The sequence below is a fragment of the Ruegeria sp. ABV4_181 genome (assembly GCF_056158465.1).
Genome location: NZ_JBSWTI010000002.1, coordinates 804993 through 822728 on the forward strand (window position 1 = coordinate 804993; position 17736 = coordinate 822728).

Genomic DNA, 17736 nt, shown 5'->3' on the forward strand with positions numbered 1-17736 from the left:
GATTGCGCGAACATTTCCTTGATTGACCCAAGGTTTAAAGGGACATTGGTCGCAGAACGGCCCGCAAACGCACGAGGCCGCATGTTTTCCGTGGGGAGAGATTTACATGACAAAGCAGACATTTCGGTCCTTTGCCTCGGCGCTTGTGCTGGGTGCCAGCCTGATTGCCTCGCAGGCGTCGGCCAAATCCGACATCACCATCGCGATGCAGCTGGAACCGCCGCATCTGGACCCGACCAGCGCGGCGGCGCAGGCCATCGATTCGGTGGTCTACACCAATATCTTCGAGGGCCTGACCCGGTTCATGGGCGATGGTTCGGTTGTGCCCGGCCTTGCCGAAAGCTGGGAGATTTCGGATGACGGAACCGTCTATACGTTCAAGCTGCGCGACGGCGTGACCTTTCACGACGGCACCGCGATGGATGCCGAGGACGTCAAATTCAGCCTCGACAGGGCCACGGCTGAGGACAGCGCCAACGCGCAAAAGGCCCTGTTTGCCGGGATTGAAAGCGTCGAGGTCGTAGACCCGCTGACCGTCAAGGTCACCCTGTCGGAACCCAACGGCAATTTTCTGTTCAACATGGCCTGGGGGGACGCGGTGATCGTCGCCCCCGAAAGCATCGACGCAATCAAGACCGACCCGGTCGGCACCGGCGCATTTACCTTTGGCGAATGGGTGCAGGGCGACAGCATCACCCTGAACCGCAATCCCGATTACTGGGGCGATCAGCCGGCGCTGGAGACAGCGACGTTCAAGTTCATCTCGGACCCGACCGCCGCCTTTGCCGCGATGATGGCCGAGGATGTGGACGTCTTCGACAACTTCCCGGCCCCGGAAAACCTGCCGCAGTTCGAGGCTGATCCGCGGTTTCAGGTGCTTGTCGGCTCGACCGAAGGGGAAACCATCCTGTCGACCAACAACAAACAGCCGCCGTTTGACGACATCCGCGTGCGTCAGGCGCTGGCCCATGCCATCGACCGTCAGGCGATCATCGACGGTGCGATGTTCGGCTATGGCACGCCGATCGGCACCCATTTCGCGCCGCACAACCCGGCCTATGTCGATCTGACCGGCAATTCGGCCCATGACCCGAAAGAGGCCGCCAGGCTGCTGGCCGATGCCGGATATGCAGAAGGGTTTGAAACCACCCTGCACCTGCCCCCGCCATCTTATGCGCGCCGGGGCGGCGAGATTGTCGCCGCGCAACTGGCCGAGGTTGGCATCAAGGCCGAGATCATCAATGTGGAATGGGCGCAATGGCTGGAATCGGTGTTCAAGGGCAAGGATTTCGGCCTGACCATCGTCAGCCATACCGAACCGATGGATATCGGCATCTACGCGCGTCCGGATTACTATTTTCAGTATGACAGCACCGATTTTCAGGCGCTGATGGACTTGCTGAACTCAACCACTGATCCCGACGAACGTACCCGTCTGATGGGTGAGGCGCAGCGTCTGATCGCCAGTGACTATGTGAACGGATACCTGTTCCAGCTGGCCAAGCTGGGCGTCGCCAAGGCGGGTGTTCAGGGGCTGTGGGAAAACGCGCCCACGGCGGCGATTGACCTGACGCAGATCAGCTGGTCCGAATGAGTGTTCGCCGGGGCTGCAACCTGCGGCCCTGGCTATCCGCCGTGTCAGAGTACCCGTCCAAGATGATCCTGTTTCGTACGTTGTGTTTCTGTGTTCTGGCCGCCTGCCTGGTGTTTTTCCCGCTGGGCAGGGCCGCAGCCCAGAACGTGCTGGACGGGCGGATGGATGCGCTGGCCGGTACGCCCGAGAACCCGCTGAAAGTGGGTATCGGTATCCAGATCGACCAGATCACCAGTGTCGACCAGAAGGCCGAGAATTACGGCGCGGTTGTCGTGCTGCGGGTGCAATGGACCGATCCGGCGCTGGCCTTTGACCGCGATGCGGCGGGGCGCGAGTTCCGCGTCTTCAACCCGCCAACCCTGGCAGAACATGCCACCAGTATCGGGGCGGTGCTGCCGGCCTTTGTGATCCACAATCAGCAATCCAACAAATGGATTCACGAATCCGCGGCCTCGCTGCGCTATGACGGGCGTGTCGTCTATGTCGAAAAGTCGTCGCTGACCTTGCAGGCACCGCATTTCAACTTTCGGAAATACCCGTTCGACACGCAGGAGTTTCACTTCGAGGTCGTGTCGATCCTTCCGTCCGAATACGTCTCGTATTTCCCGCTGGATGACCATTCGGGCCTTGGCGATCTGCTGGGCGAAGAAGAATGGATACTGGACAACGCCCGGGTCGAAGCCTCGAAGGTGATCGGCATCTCGGGCCGCGAAAGCGATCAGGTCGAGCTGGTGTTCGAGGGTCACCGCCACCTGACCTATTACGTCATACGGGTGTTTCTGCCAATGCTGGTGCTGATCACCGTCGGCTGGGCGCTGTTCTTTCTGGACGAATATCGCCGGCGGATCGAGATCGCCGGCGGCAACCTGTTGGTTTTCGTGGCCTTTAACTGGGCAATTTCGGCCGATCTTCCCAAGCTGGGGTATCTGACCTTTCTGGACTTCGTCCTGCAATGCATGTTCCTGATGACCGGGGCGCTGATCGTCTTCAATGTCGCCCTGCGCCGGATGAAAGTTGCGGGGCGCGAGGACGCCGCGCGAAAGCTGGACAATTACGCCATCAAGTGGATCTACCCGCTTGGCTATGCGGCGATCGTCGGTTACGCGGTTTTCGCCTATCTTCTGGTGCCTTAGGTGCTGGACCCGCATCCGCTGTGACCCTAACGTGGTCCTGATGCTGCACTATGCGTTCAAACGTCTGCTTTCACTGGTCATCAGCCTGATCGTGGCCTCGGTGGTCATCTTCGCCGTGATCGAGGTTGCGCCGGGCGATCCGGCCTCTTTCATGCTGGGCGTGAATGCGCAGGCCGACACGCTGGCGGCGCTGCGGGCCGAGCTTGGGCTGGATGTCTCGAAGGCGCAGCGGTATTTCAACTGGGTCGGCGGCATGCTGGTGGGGGATTTCGGCACCTCCTACACCTACCGCACGCCGGTGTCGCAGATGATCGCGGACCGGCTTTGGGTGTCGCTGCCTCTGGCGCTTTATGCGCTGACTCTGTCCACCCTGATCGCCTTTCCCGCCGGTATTTACGCCGCCGCGCGCCGCGGCAGGCCGGGCGACCTGACGGTGATGGGGGCAACGCAGCTGGGCATTGCAGTTCCGAATTTCTGGTTCGCGATGATGCTGGTGCTGATCTTTGCCATCAATCTGGGCTGGTTCAACGCCGGCGGATTTGCCGGCTGGGACAAGGGCGTCTGGACCGGGCTGCATTCGCTGACCCTGCCCGCGATTGCACTGGCCCTGCCGCAGGCGGCAATTCTGGCGCGGGTCATGCGGTCGGCGCTGCTGGATATTCTGGGCGAGGATTTCATGCGCACCGCCCGCGCCAAAGGGCTGACGCGTCGTCAGGTTCTGTGGCGGCACGGGGTGCGCAACGCGCTGATCCCGGTCCTGACCATCATCGGATTACAGTTTTCCTTCCTGCTGGCGGGGTCGATCATCATCGAACAGGTCTTCTACCTGCCCGGTCTCGGTCGGCTGGTGTTTCAGGCGATTTCCGCGCGGGACCTGATCGTCGTGGAATCGGTTGTCATGCTGCTGGTCTTTGCCGTCATCACGGTGAATTTTCTGGTCGATCTCGCCTATGCCACCGTCGACCCCCGCCTGAGGAGCCGGACATGAGCCGCAACCTGACCCTTGGGGCGCTGTTGTCCTCGCTGGTGTTGCTGGCGGCGCTGGTCTCGTTCGTTTGGACGCCCTACGACTATGCGGCCTTGAACATTCCCGACAAGCTGCAACCCCCGAACGCGCTGCACTGGTTCGGTACCGATCATTTCGGGCGCGACATGTTCTCGATGATCATGGTCGGCGCGCGCACGTCGATCGCCGTGGCCCTGGTCGCCGTGGGCATCGGCATGGCGCTGGGCGTGCCGCTGGGTCTGACGGCGGCCGCACGCAAGGGGTCGTGGCTGGATGAGTTGATCATGCGCGGCAACGATCTGGTCTTTGCCTTCCCGTCGCTGGTCATCGCCATCCTGATCACGGCCGTTTTCGGCGCCGGCGCCATCAACGCCATCATCGCCATCGGAATCTTCAACATCCCCGTCTTTGCCCGTATCACCCGCGGCGCGGCGCTGTCCCTGTGGGAGCGGGAGTTCATTCTGGCCGCCCGCGTGTCGGGCAAGGGCGCGTCGCGAATCTCGGCCGAGCATATCCTGCCCAATGTCGCCAACCTGCTGATTGTGCAGGGCACCATCCAGTTCTCTCTGGGTATTCTGGCCGAGGCGGGCCTGTCCTATGTCGGTCTGGGCGCGCAACCGCCCACGCCCAGCTGGGGGCGGATGCTGGCCGATGCGCAGACCATGGTCAGTTTCGCCCCGCATCTGGCATTGATCCCGGGTCTGGCGATCATCGTCACGGTGCTGGGTCTGAACCTTCTGGGCGACGGTCTGCGCGATTGGCTCGATCCCCGGATCAGGGTGGCCCGCGCATGAGCTTGCTTGAGATCGAAAACCTGTGCCTGTCGATCCACGGCATAGACATCCTGAAACAGGTCAGCCTGTCGATCGCGCCGGGTCAGATCGTGGCCGTGACCGGCGAAAGCGGATCGGGCAAGTCGATGACCGCGCTTGCGGTGATGCAACTGCTGCCGTCGGGGGCAACGGCACAGGGCGCGATTCGTTTGCAGGGCCGGGACCTTCAGAACTGTCCCGAGGATGAGATGTGTGCCCTGCGTGGCGCGTCGATCGGTATGGTGTTTCAGGAACCGATGACCGCGTTGAACCCGGTCAAGACGATCGGCGATCAGGTGATGGAAACCATCCTGATCCACAAAGCGATGCCTGCGCCGCAGGCCCGCACACGCGCGCAGGAGGTGCTCACGCGCGTTGGCCTGCCGCCCGACCGGTTCCCGCTGACCCGCTTTCCGCACGAATTGTCGGGCGGTCAGCGCCAGCGCGTCGTGATCGCCATGGCCATCGCCCTGCGCCCGACGCTGCTGATTGCTGATGAGCCGACCACGGCGCTGGATGTGACGACACAGGCGCAGATCCTCGATCTGCTGAAGGGGCTGGTGCGCGAATATGGCATGGGCCTGCTGATGATCACCCACGATCTGGCGGTTGTCGCCGGTCTGGCCGATCAGATCGTGGTGATGCGCCACGGCGCAGTGGTCGAAAGCGGTGCCACCGATCATCTGCTGCGCAACATGCAGCACCCCTATACCCGCATGTTGTTTGAGGCATCGGGCCATCAGGTGGCGCTGCCAGAGCCTCAGCACCCGCGCCCGCTGCTTGAGGTGACGCAGGTTGTCCGGGATTATCGCCTGCCCCGGAAACGCCTGTTCGGCACGCCAGGAAGCCACCGCGCGGTGGACCATGTCAGCTTTGTCCTGAACAAGGGCGAGCGTCTGGGCCTGGTGGGCGAGTCGGGGTGCGGAAAATCGACCCTGACACGGGCGATTTTGGGGTTGGAGGAGGTGCAGAGCGGCGAAATCAAATTGGATGGTCAGCCCGTATTTACCGGTCACAAACCCAACCTGGCCGTTCGGCGCAAGATGCAGGTGGTGTTTCAGGACCCATATGGCAGCTTCAACCCGCGACACCGCGTCGCCCGCCTGATCACCGAGCCGTTTCACCTGCTGGACACGCCGCCCACCGGGACGGAACGTCAGGACCGGATTGCCGAGATGCTGCGCGCCGTGGGTCTCAGCCCCGATGATGCGGGCAAGTATATCCACGAGTTCTCGGGCGGGCAGCGGCAGCGGATCGCCATCGCCCGCGCCCTGATCATTCGCCCCGAACTGATCCTGTTTGACGAGGCGGTATCGGCGCTGGATGTCTCGGTCCGGGCGCAGATCCTGGACCTGCTGGCCGAGCTTTGCGCGGCCTACGATCTGACATACCTCTTCATCAGCCACGACCTGAGCGTTGTGCGCACAATCACCGACCGGGTTCTGGTGATGCAGGCAGGCCGGATCGTCGAACAGGGCGAGACCGAGCAGGTCTTTACCGACCCGCAACACCCTTATACCCGCACCCTGATCGAAGCGGCGCCGACGCTGCCTGAGATTGGGGGAAAAGTGGCCTGAAACCCCTGTATTAGAGCCGAAACGGAGCGCCTCATGTCCAATCCCCTCTGGTTCGATCCCAGCCTGTGCCTGATCGGTGGCGCATGGGTCCATCCCGCGTCACAGGCGGATATTCCGATGATCAACCCGTCGGACGGGTCCGAGATTTGCCGGATCGCGCGCGGCACAGGTGCAGATATCGACGCGGCGGTGGCGGCGGCGCAGGCCGCGCTGGATGGCGACTGGGGCCGCAAAATCGCGCTGGAGCGGGGGCGTATCCTGACCCGTCTGGGGCAACTGGTGCTGGAACGCGTCGACGATCTGGCCGCGCTGGAGGCGATGGATGTCGGCAAGCCGCTGTCGCAGGCGCGGGCGGACGCTGTTGCGCTGGCACGCTATTGCGAATTCTACGGCGGCGCGGCGGACAAGGTTATGGGTGAAACCATTCCCTATATTGACGGTTATACGGTTTACACCCTGCGCGAGCCGCACGGGGTCACGGGCCATATCGTGCCGTGGAACTATCCGATGCAGATCATCGGCCGCTCGGTGGGGGCGGCGCTGGCAATGGGCAATGCCTGTGTCCTGAAACCGGCGGAAGAGGCCTGCCTGACCGCACTGGCCTTTGCCCATCTGGCGCAACAGGCCGGGCTGCCCGCCGGGGCACTGAATGTCGTTCCCGGACTGGGGTCCGAGGCCGGGGCGGCGCTGTCGGGGCATCCGGGCGTGCACCATATCTCGTTCACCGGGTCCGTCGCCACGGGTGCGCTGGTGCAGCAGGCGGCGGGGCGCAACGTGGTGCCGGTGACGCTGGAACTGGGGGGGAAATCCCCGCAACTGGTCTTTGACGACTCCGATCTGGACGCGGCGCTGCCGTTTCTGGTGAATGCAGGGATTCAGAATGCAGGGCAGACCTGTTCAGCCTCGTCCCGCATTCTGGTGCAGCGCGGCGCTTATGCGCAGGTCAGGGCCCGGATGGCTGCGGCCTATGCCGATCTGACTGTCGGCCCGGCGCACGAGGATTTGCGCGTTGGTCCCCTGATCTCGGCCCGGCAAAAAGAGATTGTTTCGGGTTTCCTGACCCGGGGCGCCGATCTGGATATCGCGGCGCAGGGGCGGATCGTAGATCACGCGCCCGCGAACGGGGCCTATGTTCAGCCCACGTTATTTGCCGACGTCCCACCCGACCATGTTCTGGCCCAGGACGAAATCTTTGGCCCGGTTCAGGTTCTGATCCCGTTCGACACCGAAGAGGACGCGGCGCAGATCGCCAATTCCACCGAATACGGGCTGGTCGCCAGCATCTGGACCCGTGACGGGGCGCGGCAGATGCGGCTGGCGAAAAACCTGCGGTCGGGCCAGGTTTTCATCAACAATTACGGCGCGGGCGGCGGGATTGAATTGCCCTTTGGCGGGGTGGGTAAATCCGGCCATGGCCGCGAAAAGGGGTTTGAGGCCCTGTTCGGCTTCTCACAGGTGAAAACGGTCGCCGCATACCATGGTTAGGGTCTAAACGATTACCTCGATCGCTTGTTGGGCCCCAACGCCGAACACCCGTTTGTAGCGTTCGATCTGGTCCTTCGGACCCATTGCCTTTTCCGGGTTGTCCGACAGTTTCACGGTTGGGCGGCCATTGGCCGATACCGCCTTGCAGACCAGCGAAAACGGTGCCAGCGCGTCACCCGGGACAAGCTTGCGGAAATCATTGGTCAGCAATGTGCCCCAACCGAACGAGACTTTGGTTCGGTGGGCAAACTGGCTGTGCAACTCGCGGATCTTAGCCACGTCCAGGCCGTCTGAAAAGATCACGCGTTTCTGCATCGGATCTTCGCCGCGCGATTCCCACCAGTTGATCGCCGTTTCCGCACCGGTCGCCGGGTCGCCGCTGTCGACACGGATGCCCGTCCAGCCGGCCAGCCAATCCGGGGCGCGGTCCAGAAAACCCTGGGTTCCGTAGGTGTCGGGCAGGATGATGCGCAGGTTGCCGTCATGTTCGTCGTGCCAGTCGCTGAGAACGTCATACGGCGCCTGCGCCAGGTCCGCATCGCTGTCAGCCAGCGCGGAATACACCATGGGCAGCTCATGGGCGTTGGTGCCGATGGCCTCGACCTCGCGCCGCATGGCGATCAGGCAGTTCGAAGTGCCGGTGAACGCAGGCCCCAATCCTTCGATCATGGCCTGAACACACCAGTCCTGCCACAGGAAGGAATGTCGCCGCCGGGTGCCGAAATCGGCGATGCCCAACCCGCCAATACCCCGTAACTGTTCGATTTTTTCCCAGACCCGCGTCATGGCCTGGGCATACAGCACCTGAAGTTCAAACCGGCGCATATGGTTCAGAACCGCACGCGAGCGCAGCTCCATCAGCACCGCCAGCGCCGGAATTTCCCACAGCATCACCTCGTGCCATTTGCCTTCGAAGGTCAGTTCGTACTGGTCGCCCTTGCGTTCCAGATGATAGGCCGGCAGACGCAGGTTTTCGAACCATTCCATGAAATCCGAACGGAACATCTGCCGCTTGCCATAGAACATGTTGCCGCGCAGCCAGGTGCTTTCTCCGCGGCTCAGGCTCAGCGACCGGATGTGATCCAGCTGTTCGCGCAGCTCGCCCTCGTCGATCAATTCCGCCAGCGGAATGTGATTCGACCGGTTGATCAGCGAGAAGACAACGTCGGTTTGGGGCTTATTTCGAAACACTGACTGGCACATCAGCAGTTTGTAGAAATCCGTGTCGATCAAAGACCGGACAATCGGGTCAATCTTCCATTTATGATTGTACACGCGTGTCGCAATATCGACCATGGGGAACTCCTGCGATTTCCGTTGTTAGATCAATAGGTGCCTGGAATGGCAAGAGTCGCCGGATCGACAACAATGACAAGGTCAGGTCACAAATCGAGCATATTGTGTGTTCTTTTCACCGGTTAGTGGGAAGAGGGGATGGAAAGACAAGGTTAAGACTGTGAATGGTTCTCGAGTACGATTTTGACATTGTAACGACTGAAGCTGGGGAAACGGATTCCAAGTCAGTACCGTCCGGTGCGCCGATTGCGCGCGCGGTCTTTCGTGATGTCAGAACGGCCGAGGCTCTGCGGGCCGCCTCGCCGAAAATCCGGGATATCTTCCAGCAGGCCGGATTCGATCTTGAACCGGTCAGAAGCGATGTTTCGCGCGGCTTTTACCGCACAGCGGACTCAGCCCATCGTGAACGCATCCTGCGCACGCTGTTTGCAAATATCCGGGATATGGGGGTTCGCGGCGAATATTGCGGCGCGTTCGATCTGGGGCAGTTCATCGATAGCGTTAAATATGCGCAACCGCTGCCCGAGACCATCAAAGAAGCCCCGGACACTGCCCCGACGCCAATCCCGGCAATGCCAGCCAAGCCGAAGCGCCGAACGGTTCAGGGGCGCATCGGCATTTCACTGGGTTTGGCCGTGATCCTGATTTTGGTGCTCAGATACCTGGCCTCTGCCGGGGCGGCGCCTTAGGCCAGGGACACGCCCGCCTCGCGCATCGCCGTTTCGGCCGCCGCCAGAGACCCGTCCAGATCGATGGCGCGGCAGGCGTCCATCCGCACGGTCACGTCGAACCCAAGCCTTGCGGCGTCCACGGCCGAATAGTGGACGCAGAAATCAGTCGCCAGCCCCACCATCGTCAGCTTGCGGATGCCACGCGTGTTCAGATACCCCTCAAGGCCGGTCGGAGTGGTCTGGTCGTTTTCGAAAAACGCGGAATAGCTGTCGATGGCTGAGCGGAACCCTTTTCGGATAATCAGGTCGCCATCGGTGCGCAAATCCGAATGAAAGGCCGCACCCTGCGCGCCCTGAACGCAATGGTCGGGCCACAGCACTTGCGGGCCATAGGGCATCTCGGTCATCTCGTACGCGGATTTGCCGGCATGAGAACTGGCAAAGGACGAATGCCCGGCCGGGTGCCAGTCCTGCGTCAGGATTACCGCGTCGAACCTGTCCATCATTGCATTGATGGGGGCCACGATCTCATCCCCTCCGGGTACGGCCAGCGCGCCGCCGGGGCAGAAATCGTTCTGGACGTCGATTACGATCAGGGCATGGGTCATGGGGGGCCTCGCTTTCGGTTGCCCTATCGGTAGGGTGCCGGGCAGGGGGCGTCAATCCGGTCTCTTGCGACTCTGCGCGCGCAGGTTTAGACCGCGCGCATGTATACGATCGCTGCTCTCTATCACTTCACCCGTTTTCCGGATCACGCCGCCCTGCGCGAGCCGCTGCTGGAGCTGTGCCGCGCCCGGTCTGTCAAGGGCACGCTGTTGCTGGCGAAAGAGGGGATCAACGGCACAATCGCCGGCCCCCGCGCCGGGATTGATGCGGTTCTGGCCCATATTCGCGCCTTGCCCGGCTGTGCCGATCTGGAATGGAAAGAGGCCGGTTCGGATCATCCGCCCTTTGGCAAGATGAAGGTGCGCCTGAAGAAAGAGATCGTGACCATGGGGCAGCCGGATGTCGATCCGCGCGCGCGCGTCGGCCATTATGTCGAGCCCGAGGACTGGAACGACCTGATCCGCTCGGACGATGTGGTGGTGATCGACACCCGCAACGATTACGAGGTGGCGATTGGCACGTTTGAGGGCGCAATAGACCCTGAAACCGCCAGCTTCCGCGATTTTCCGGCGTGGTGGGAGGCAAACAAAGAGCGTTTCCACAACAAACGCGTGGCGATGTTCTGTACCGGTGGTATCCGCTGCGAGAAATCCACCAACTACCTGCTGGGGCAGGGGGTTGAGGATGTCTACCATCTGAAAGGTGGCATCCTGCGCTATCTTGAAGAGATGCCCGCCGAAGACAGCACCTGGCAGGGTGAGTGTTTCGTGTTCGACAACCGTGTCTCGGTCGGTCACGGGCTGGTCGAAGGTCCGCATAACCTGTGTCACGGCTGCCGCCGCCCGATCCTGCCCGAGGATATGAAACGCCCGGAATATGAACACGGCGTCACCTGCCATCGGTGCATCGACGAGACGACCGAGGCCGACAAGATGCGGTTCCGCGAGCGTCAGAAGCAGATCCTGCTGGCCCGCCAGCGCGGGCAGGAGCATCTGGGGGCCGGTTAGACCCGTCTGCAATTCCTGTTGCGGGCGGGCGCAGGAATTCGGATGATCGGGGTCACGCAGTCCGGCCCGAGGTGTAATGTCCCGTAAACCCACAACTTTGGAAGAATGGAAATCGACCCTGCTGGCGGCGGTCGGGATGGTCGTGGCCAGCTTCTTCGCGTGGTTCGGCCTGTCGCGCCTCAGCGAGGCCACCGCCGGGGACACGATCGGCACGCTGGCAGCGGTAGGGCTGGTGCTTTGGATCGTGTCGCAATCCTGGTTTTACATGACACAGGTGAAGTCGCCGCGCAGGCTGTTGTTCCTGATGGGCGTGTCCTTCATTCAGGTGGTGCCGTTTCTGTTCGCCGCCGTCTATGGCGCCTTCGGATATACCGGAAACTGCGTGCTCGGCGCACAGGGGCCGGCCGATATCCTGTATTTCTCCTACGTCACCTTCACCACCGTCGGATATGGCGACATGACCCCCGTGGGCCTGTGCCGGGGCTTGGCCGTGGCCGAAGCTGTGACGGGCTATATCCTGCTGGGCATGTTCGTCGCCGCCGCCGTCGCCCTCTACACGCGCACCCACGGGCGCTGAGGGTCGCAGCGCCGAGTTACCTGTTGCTGTCGATCCAGCGCGACATCATCTGTTTGTCCCGAAAACACTCGGCCGGAATCGGGCGGCGCTTGCTGCGCGAAATCCGCTCGGCAAAGGCAACCTGCTTGCCGGTCGGGTAATTGGCAAATGGCGATGGATCAGCTGGTTTATGCGCCGAAATCCAAGTGGACATGGACTGACGGTCGCGCTGCGCCTCGGCCGGGATTTCCAGCGCGGATTGTTGCGCGATGGCACGGGCATAGCGTAGCTGCCGGTCCGTGACGGGCAGCAGGTGATAGTCGTTTGACGAGCCGCTCAGGGCGGTATTTCGCGAGTATTGGGCCATCGGGCGATCCTCTGACTATGTAGAACATAAGTAGAACATTAATATTTTCTTTCAAGGGGGCATGGCGGCACTGGGCAAGAAGTTGCCGGCATCCGGTTTTATTGACTGATCAATCAATTAACTATAGATGCGAAATAAACAGCCTCCGGGCGTCACCGGCGGGCACATTGCACAAAAAAAAGGACGCGGCATGAAGTTTCAGCCCAAGGCGAGCCATTTCATCAACGGCGCATATATCGAAGACACCGGCGGTGCGCCGATCGACGTGATCTTTCCGGCCACCGGAGAGGTCATCGCGCGGCTGCATTCAGCGACGCCCGAGATCGTCAATCAGGCTCTAAACAGCGCTAAAGCAGCGCAGGCCGAATGGGCCGCGCTGTCGGGAACCGAGCGTGGCCGGGTTCTGCGCCGCGCCGCCGACATCATGCGCGAGCGCAACCGCGAACTGTCGATTCTGGAAACTCATGACACCGGCAAACCCCTGCAGGAAACGCTGGTGGCCGATGCGACCAGCGGCGCCGACGCGCTGGAATATTTCGGCGGTCTGGCCGCATCCCTGACCGGTGAGCATATCCCTCTGGGCGGTGGCGATTTCGTCTATACTATCCGCGAGGCTCTGGGTGTCTGCGTCGGCATCGGCGCGTGGAATTACCCGACCCAGATCGCCTGCTGGAAAGGTGCCCCGGCGCTGGCCTGCGGCAACGCCATGGTATTCAAACCGTCCGAGACAACGCCCCTGTCGGCGCTGAAAGTGGCCGAGATTCTGATCGAGGCCGGTGCCCCCAAGGGAATCTATAACGTCATTCAGGGTTATGGCGACGTGGGCGCTTCGCTGGTGATCGATCCGCGTGTGGCCAAGGTTTCGCTGACCGGTTCGGTGCCGACCGGCCGCAAGGTCTATGCCGCTGCCGCCGATGGCATGAAGCATGTCACGATGGAACTGGGCGGCAAGTCCCCGATGATCGTGTTCGACGACGCCGACATCGAAAACGCCGTCTCGGGCGCGATTCTGGGCAATTTCTATTCTTCGGGCCAGGTCTGTTCCAACGGCACCCGCGTCTTTGTGCAGAAAGGCATCAAAGAGGCGTTTCTGACCCGCCTGTCCGAACGTCTGGCGACCGCAAAGATCGGCGATCCGCTGGACGAGGATGTCAATTTCGGCCCCATGGTCAGCGAAAACCAGATGAACATCGCGCTGGGCTATGTCGAAAAGGGCAAGGCCGAAGGCGCGCGACTGGTCTATGGCGGCACGCGGATCGACGGCGACGGGTTTTACATGCAGCCGACCGTGTTTGCCGATGTGACGGATGACATGACCATCGCGCGCGAAGAGATTTTTGGACCGGTTATGTCCGTGCTGGATTTCGAAGCGGAAGAAGAAGTGCTGGCCCGCGCCAATGACACTGAATTCGGCCTGGCAGCCGGCGTCTTCACCAATGACCTGACCCGTGCGCACCGTATCGTGGCCGGGTTCGAGGCGGGAACCTGCTATATCAACACCTACAACCTCGCCCCGGTCGAAGCCCCGTTTGGCGGGTCCAAGATGTCGGGGGTTGGCCGCGAGAACTCGAAACTGGCGATCAACCACTTCAGCGAAATGAAGACGGTCTATGTTTCGATGAACGATGTCGAGGCGCCCTACTGATCAAAACCGGCTATCCGGGCTCTGTTCCCGACATTTCGCGTCGGGAACAGAGCATAAGCTGGCTTTGACCTGTGGCTGACTTTCCTGCAGGGGCGCTGATCCGCGCGCCCGCAGCAGGAGGTCGCGCTCATGAAAACCCACGCTCAGGCCGTTGTGATCGGAGGCGGGCTTGTCGGCTGTTCGATCCTCTATCATCTGGCCAAGCTCGGCTGGACCGACGTGGTGCTGCTGGAGCGCGACGAACTGACCTCTGGTTCAACCTGGCACGCGGCCGCGAACATTCACGGCCTGCATGACAACAACAACATCACCCGCATCCAGCACTATACGATGAACCTGTATAAAGAGCTGGAGAAGGAAACCGGGCAGGGCTGCGGCGTGTTTCAGTCCGGCTCTCTTTATCTGGCGCAGACCGAAGACCGCGAACATCAGCTGCGCCTGCAAGAGGCCAAGGCCAGGTTCTACGGCCTCAACTTCTATGAGGTCAGCCGCGAGCAGGCGATGGAACTGCACCCGCTGGCGCAGTTCGACGACATTCGTTGCATCATGTTCGAACCCGATGGTGGCAATGTGGATCCTTCGGGCGTGACCCATGCCTATGCCGCCGGTGCGCGGGCGATGGGGGCCACGATTGAGCGGTTTTGCCCCGTAACAGGGACGGATCCGCAGCCTGACGGTTCGTGGATCGTGCGCACCGAAAAGGGTGATATTCATACCCAATGGGTGGTCAATGCAGGTGGTCTCTGGGGGCGCGAAGTGGCGGCGCTGGCGGGGATCGAACTGCCCCTGCAACCGACCGAGCATCAGTATTTCGTCACCGAAGCGATTGATGAGGTCGCGGAATTGGGCCGACGCCTGCCGTCTATCGCCGATCGCGATGGCGAGTATTACTTCCGTCAGGAAGGCAACGGTCTGCTGATCGGCGCTTATGAGAAGGACATGCGGTTCTGGGCGGAAAACGGCACCCCGCTGGATTTCGCCCACGACCTGTTCCCCGACGATCTGGACCGGATCATGGAAAACGTCATCCGCGCCACTGAACGCGTGCCCGTGGCTGCCACGGCAGGGGTCAAGCGGGTGATCAACGGGCCGATGATCTGGTCGCCGGATTCCAATGCGATCTGGGGGCCGGTGCCGGAACTGAAGAACTATTTCTGCTGCACCGGCATCATCCCGGGCTTTTCCCAATCCGGGGGTCTGGGCCTGCTGTCGGCCCAGTGGATGATCGAAGGCGAACCGCAATATGACATGTTCGCCTGGGACCTGGCGCGGTTCGGCGACTGGGCCGACAAGGCTTTCACCAGGGAGCGGGTCGAGGATGTCTATACCCATCGCTTCGCCATCCATTTCCCCAATGAGGAACGCAGCGCCGGACGCCCTGCCCGCATGCGCCCGGCCTATCAGATGCAAAAGGACATGGGCGGTGTCTTTGGCCTGAACTGCGGCTGGGAACATCCGCTCTGGTTCGCCGATCAGCCGGGGGTGGCCGAAACCAACGGGTTCACCCGTCAGAACTGGTTTGAACCGGTCGGCCAGGAAGTTCGGATGCTGCGCGAGGCGGTCGGCGTCATCGACATCTCAAACTTCGCCAACTACGTGGTCAAGGGGCCGGGCGCCCGGGGCTGGCTGGACCGGTTGGTTGCCAACCGGGTGCCGACCGAGATCGGGCGCTCCTGCCTGACGCCGCTGATTTCCGTGCGTGGCGGCGTGGCCGGAGATTTCACCATTACCATGGTCGCCGCAGACGAATACATGATGATCGGGTCCGGCATGGCCGAACGCTATCACCAGCGGTTCTTCAACATGGTCGACCTGCCCGAAGGCACAAGTTTTGAGGTCGCCACCAACCGCATTGCCGGTTTCAATGTCGCCGGGCCAAGATCGCGTGATCTGCTGCTGCGCCTGACAAGTGTCGATCTGACCAATGTAGGATTCCGCTTTATGCGCTCGCGCAGGATTGAGGTCGCGGGAGTCGATTGCCTGGCAATCCGCGTCAGCTTTACCGGCGATCTGGGCTGGGAGTTGCACTGCGCGGAAGAGGACCAGACCCGACTCTATTCAGCGCTTCTGGAGGCCGCTAAAGAACTCGGCGGTGGTCCGGTCGGTGGTCGCGCGCTGGGGTCTCTGCGCATCGAAAAGGGCTACGGGTCCTGGGGCCGGGAATATTCTCAGGAATACTGGCCGCAGGAGGTCGGGCTGGCGGGTCTGATCAAGCTGGACAAGGATTTTCTGCATAAAGACGCCTACCTGGCCATCAGGGACAACGCCCCGCGCGAGGTTCTGTCGATTTTCGAGGTTGAAGCGACCGACGCGGATGCAACAGGCGGCGAGCCGATCTTTACCCCGGACGGCACGTCGGTGGGGCGGGTGACCTCGGGGGCCTATGGCTATTTGGTCGGAAAATCCCTGGCGATCGGCTATGCCGATCCAAAGGTGGCGCAGCCCGGTGACACGGTTGAGGTCTTCATACTGGGCAAGCCCCACAAGGCCCGGCTGCTGACCGAGCCGCCGTTTGACCCCGCAGGCCACCGATTGCGCGATGTCACGCAACCCGTCATGGAACCGGTCAAATGACATCCACCTTCGACCGCTTTGCCGACTTTGCCCTGAACCGAACCGCAGCGGAGATGCCCGAAAGCGCCAAAGAGGCTGCGGCCCTGATGATGCTGGACACGATGGGCATCCTGATCGCGTCCGGTCCGATGGAGGCCGGGGTGATCGCGCGCGACACGGCGGCGCTGCTCTTTGCCAGCTCTGACCCGGCCTTTAGCGCACGGATGATGTTCGATGGGCGCCCGGTCAGTATGGCCGGGGCCGCCTATGCCGCCGCCACCCAGACCGACAATCTGGACGGGCATGACGGGTACAACCCGACCAAAGGACATATCGGCGTGGTGGTTCTGCCGGCGCTGGTGGCGCTCGCTGAACATTGCCCGGACTTGACCGGCCCCGAGGCGTTGGCCGCGGTGATCACCGGATATGAAATTGCCGGGCGCGCGGGATTGTCGCTGCATGCGTCCGTTTCTGATTACCACACCTCCGGCGCATGGAACGCACTGGGCGTCGTGGCCATGGCCGCACGCTTGAGGGGGCTGACACAGGAGCAGATGCGGCAGGCGCTGGGGATTGCCGAATACCACGGCCCGCGCAGCCAGATGATGCGCGAGATTGCCAACCCCACGATGCTGCATGACGGATCGGGCTGGGGCGCGCTGGTTGGCCTGTCGTCTGCCATTTTGGCCGAGCGCGGCTTTACCGGCGCTCCTGCCATTACGATCGAGGCAGAAAGCGCCGCGCCGCACTGGACCGATCTGGGCGAGTTCTGGCAGGTCGAACATCAATATGTGAAACCCTACCCGATCTGCCGCTGGGCCCACGCCGCTATCGACGGGGTGCGGGCGGTGATGCAAACGCACGATCTCAACCACGCTCAGATCCGGGCGATTCAGGTCAACAGTTTCCATGAGGCGGCCTGTCTTTTTGCCGGCATGCCCGGCACGACGTCGCAGGCCCAGTATTCCCTGCCCTTTGCTGTCGCCGTGCAGGCGATTCATGGCAGGATCGGCGTCGAACATATCTCGGGCGCGGGTCTGTCCGATCCGACCGTGGCCAATCTGATGTCACGGATCACCGTTGCCGAATGCGAGCGCCACAATACACGCTTCCCCCAAGGGCGCTGGGCGGATGTCAGCATCGTCACCACAGAGGGGCGCGTGCTGCAGTCCGGTGACATTCACGCCCGCGGCGGCCCCGAAGCCCCGATCAGCCGCGATGAGGTGATCGCGAAATTCACCGAGTTTGCCGCTCCGGTCATCGGTGACGCCCGTGCCGAAGCCATCCGCGCCGCGATACTGGGCTGGGTTGAACCCGGGTCCCGATATGCCGACCTGTCGCCGCTTCTCTTTGATCCTCCGGGGCGCTGACTTCCGGCCTGGGTTTGGGTTCAGGGCTGGACGTCAGCGCCGGCGCGTTTCTTGTTGG

General features: G+C 62.0%; 15 protein-coding genes. 12 read left to right on the forward strand and 3 right to left on the reverse strand.

The annotated features are described in order from the left end of the window. The first annotated feature begins 106 nt into the window (after positions 1-106). Genes ACXAC3_RS03980 through ACXAC3_RS04005 form a run of 6 tightly spaced genes read left to right on the forward strand, consistent with a single transcriptional unit; the run spans position 107 to position 7607 of the window. Complete coding sequence (locus ACXAC3_RS03980) at positions 107-1594, forward strand: ABC transporter substrate-binding protein (RefSeq protein ID WP_475156712.1); 1488 nt, start codon at positions 107-109, stop codon at positions 1592-1594. Then, on the forward strand, positions 1591-2727 hold the full coding sequence (locus ACXAC3_RS03985) for a ligand-gated ion channel (protein ID WP_475156714.1): 1137 nt from the start codon (positions 1591-1593) through the stop codon (positions 2725-2727). Before ACXAC3_RS03980 ends, ACXAC3_RS03985 begins: the two co-directional genes overlap by 4 nt. Before the next feature lie 40 nt (positions 2728-2767). Continuing rightward, positions 2768-3715, forward strand: a complete 948-nt coding sequence (locus ACXAC3_RS03990) for an ABC transporter permease (protein ID WP_475156716.1) — start codon at positions 2768-2770, stop codon at positions 3713-3715. Next, positions 3712-4527 (forward strand): ABC transporter permease, encoded by an 816-nt coding sequence (locus ACXAC3_RS03995; protein WP_475156719.1) that lies wholly within the window; start codon positions 3712-3714, stop codon positions 4525-4527. The genes ACXAC3_RS03990 and ACXAC3_RS03995 overlap by 4 nt, the downstream gene beginning before the upstream one ends. Then, complete coding sequence (locus ACXAC3_RS04000; RefSeq protein ID WP_475156722.1) at positions 4524-6122, forward strand: ABC transporter ATP-binding protein; 1599 nt, start codon at positions 4524-4526, stop codon at positions 6120-6122. The genes ACXAC3_RS03995 and ACXAC3_RS04000 overlap by 4 nt, the downstream gene beginning before the upstream one ends. Before the next feature lie 33 nt (positions 6123-6155). Beyond that, complete coding sequence (locus ACXAC3_RS04005) at positions 6156-7607, forward strand: aldehyde dehydrogenase family protein (RefSeq protein ID WP_475156724.1); 1452 nt, start codon at positions 6156-6158, stop codon at positions 7605-7607. A 3-nt stretch (positions 7608-7610) separates the two neighbouring features. Here ACXAC3_RS04005 and pncB read toward each other — a convergent pair whose 3' ends face one another. Further along, on the reverse strand, positions 7611-8903 hold the full coding sequence (gene pncB / locus ACXAC3_RS04010) for a nicotinate phosphoribosyltransferase (protein WP_475156727.1): 1293 nt from the start codon (positions 8901-8903) through the stop codon (positions 7611-7613). A gap of 164 nt (positions 8904-9067) precedes the next feature. On the opposite strand from pncB, the gene ACXAC3_RS04015 reads away from it, so the two are divergent. Next, positions 9068-9592, forward strand: coding sequence for a hypothetical protein (locus ACXAC3_RS04015; protein ID WP_475156730.1), 525 nt, complete (start codon positions 9068-9070; stop codon positions 9590-9592). On the opposite strand, the gene pncA is transcribed toward ACXAC3_RS04015, so the two are convergent. Further along, the gene (pncA, locus tag ACXAC3_RS04020; protein ID WP_475156732.1) at positions 9589-10182 is read right to left on the reverse strand and encodes a bifunctional nicotinamidase/pyrazinamidase; all 594 of its coding nucleotides are present in this window, start codon (positions 10180-10182) and stop codon (positions 9589-9591) included. The two genes, ACXAC3_RS04015 and pncA, sit on opposite strands and share 4 nt — an antisense overlap. Positions 10183-10281: 99 nt before the next feature. Here pncA and trhO point away from each other — a divergent pair, with 99 nt between their 5' ends. Continuing rightward, complete coding sequence (gene trhO, locus ACXAC3_RS04025) at positions 10282-11187, forward strand: oxygen-dependent tRNA uridine(34) hydroxylase TrhO (protein WP_475156735.1); 906 nt, start codon at positions 10282-10284, stop codon at positions 11185-11187. Positions 11188-11263: 76 nt separating this feature from the next. Continuing rightward, positions 11264-11764 (forward strand): ion channel, encoded by a 501-nt coding sequence (locus ACXAC3_RS04030; protein WP_475156738.1) that lies wholly within the window; start codon positions 11264-11266, stop codon positions 11762-11764. Between the two features lie 16 nt (positions 11765-11780). On the opposite strand, the gene ACXAC3_RS04035 is transcribed toward ACXAC3_RS04030, so the two are convergent. Next, a complete protein-coding gene (locus tag ACXAC3_RS04035; protein WP_475156740.1) occupies positions 11781-12110 on the reverse strand; it encodes a hypothetical protein in 330 nt (109 codons plus the stop codon). A gap of 190 nt (positions 12111-12300) precedes the next feature. On the opposite strand from ACXAC3_RS04035, the gene betB reads away from it, so the two are divergent. From betB to ACXAC3_RS04050, 3 genes are all read left to right on the forward strand, one after another. After that, complete coding sequence (betB, locus tag ACXAC3_RS04040; RefSeq protein ID WP_475156747.1) at positions 12301-13755, forward strand: betaine-aldehyde dehydrogenase; 1455 nt, start codon at positions 12301-12303, stop codon at positions 13753-13755. A 129-nt stretch (positions 13756-13884) separates the two neighbouring features. Next, positions 13885-16329 carry a GcvT family protein gene (locus ACXAC3_RS04045; protein ID WP_475156750.1) on the forward strand — a complete coding sequence of 815 codons (2445 nt, stop codon included), beginning with the start codon at positions 13885-13887 and terminating at the stop codon, positions 16327-16329. Beyond that, positions 16326-17678: an MmgE/PrpD family protein gene (locus tag ACXAC3_RS04050; RefSeq protein ID WP_475156752.1), complete on the forward strand. Its 1353-nt coding sequence runs from the start codon at positions 16326-16328 to the stop codon at positions 17676-17678. The genes ACXAC3_RS04045 and ACXAC3_RS04050 overlap by 4 nt, the downstream gene beginning before the upstream one ends. Positions 17679-17736 lie beyond the last annotated feature (58 nt).

What these genes read in the sequence shown, in the direction of transcription:
- ACXAC3_RS04005 (WP_475156724.1), top strand. Translation starts at nt 6,156, where the DNA reads ATGTCCAATCCCCTCTGGTTCGATCCCAGCCTGTGCCTGATCGGTGGC.
- pncA (WP_475156732.1), bottom strand. Translation starts at nt 10,182, where the DNA reads ATGACCCATGCCCTGATCGTAATCGACGTCCAGAACGATTTCTGCCCC.
- ACXAC3_RS04015 (WP_475156730.1), top strand. Translation starts at nt 9,068, where the DNA reads ATGGTTCTCGAGTACGATTTTGACATTGTAACGACTGAAGCTGGGGAA.
- ACXAC3_RS03980 (WP_475156712.1), top strand. Translation starts at nt 107, where the DNA reads ATGACAAAGCAGACATTTCGGTCCTTTGCCTCGGCGCTTGTGCTGGGT.
- ACXAC3_RS03985 (WP_475156714.1), top strand. Translation starts at nt 1,591, where the DNA reads ATGAGTGTTCGCCGGGGCTGCAACCTGCGGCCCTGGCTATCCGCCGTG.
- pncB (WP_475156727.1), bottom strand. Translation starts at nt 8,903, where the DNA reads ATGGTCGATATTGCGACACGCGTGTACAATCATAAATGGAAGATTGAC.
- ACXAC3_RS03995 (WP_475156719.1), top strand. Translation starts at nt 3,712, where the DNA reads ATGAGCCGCAACCTGACCCTTGGGGCGCTGTTGTCCTCGCTGGTGTTG.
- ACXAC3_RS04050 (WP_475156752.1), top strand. Translation starts at nt 16,326, where the DNA reads ATGACATCCACCTTCGACCGCTTTGCCGACTTTGCCCTGAACCGAACC.
- ACXAC3_RS03990 (WP_475156716.1), top strand. Translation starts at nt 2,768, where the DNA reads ATGCTGCACTATGCGTTCAAACGTCTGCTTTCACTGGTCATCAGCCTG.
- trhO (WP_475156735.1), top strand. Translation starts at nt 10,282, where the DNA reads ATGTATACGATCGCTGCTCTCTATCACTTCACCCGTTTTCCGGATCAC.
- ACXAC3_RS04000 (WP_475156722.1), top strand. Translation starts at nt 4,524, where the DNA reads ATGAGCTTGCTTGAGATCGAAAACCTGTGCCTGTCGATCCACGGCATA.
- ACXAC3_RS04035 (WP_475156740.1), bottom strand. Translation starts at nt 12,110, where the DNA reads ATGGCCCAATACTCGCGAAATACCGCCCTGAGCGGCTCGTCAAACGAC.
- ACXAC3_RS04045 (WP_475156750.1), top strand. Translation starts at nt 13,885, where the DNA reads ATGAAAACCCACGCTCAGGCCGTTGTGATCGGAGGCGGGCTTGTCGGC.
- betB (WP_475156747.1), top strand. Translation starts at nt 12,301, where the DNA reads ATGAAGTTTCAGCCCAAGGCGAGCCATTTCATCAACGGCGCATATATC.
- ACXAC3_RS04030 (WP_475156738.1), top strand. Translation starts at nt 11,264, where the DNA reads ATGTCCCGTAAACCCACAACTTTGGAAGAATGGAAATCGACCCTGCTG.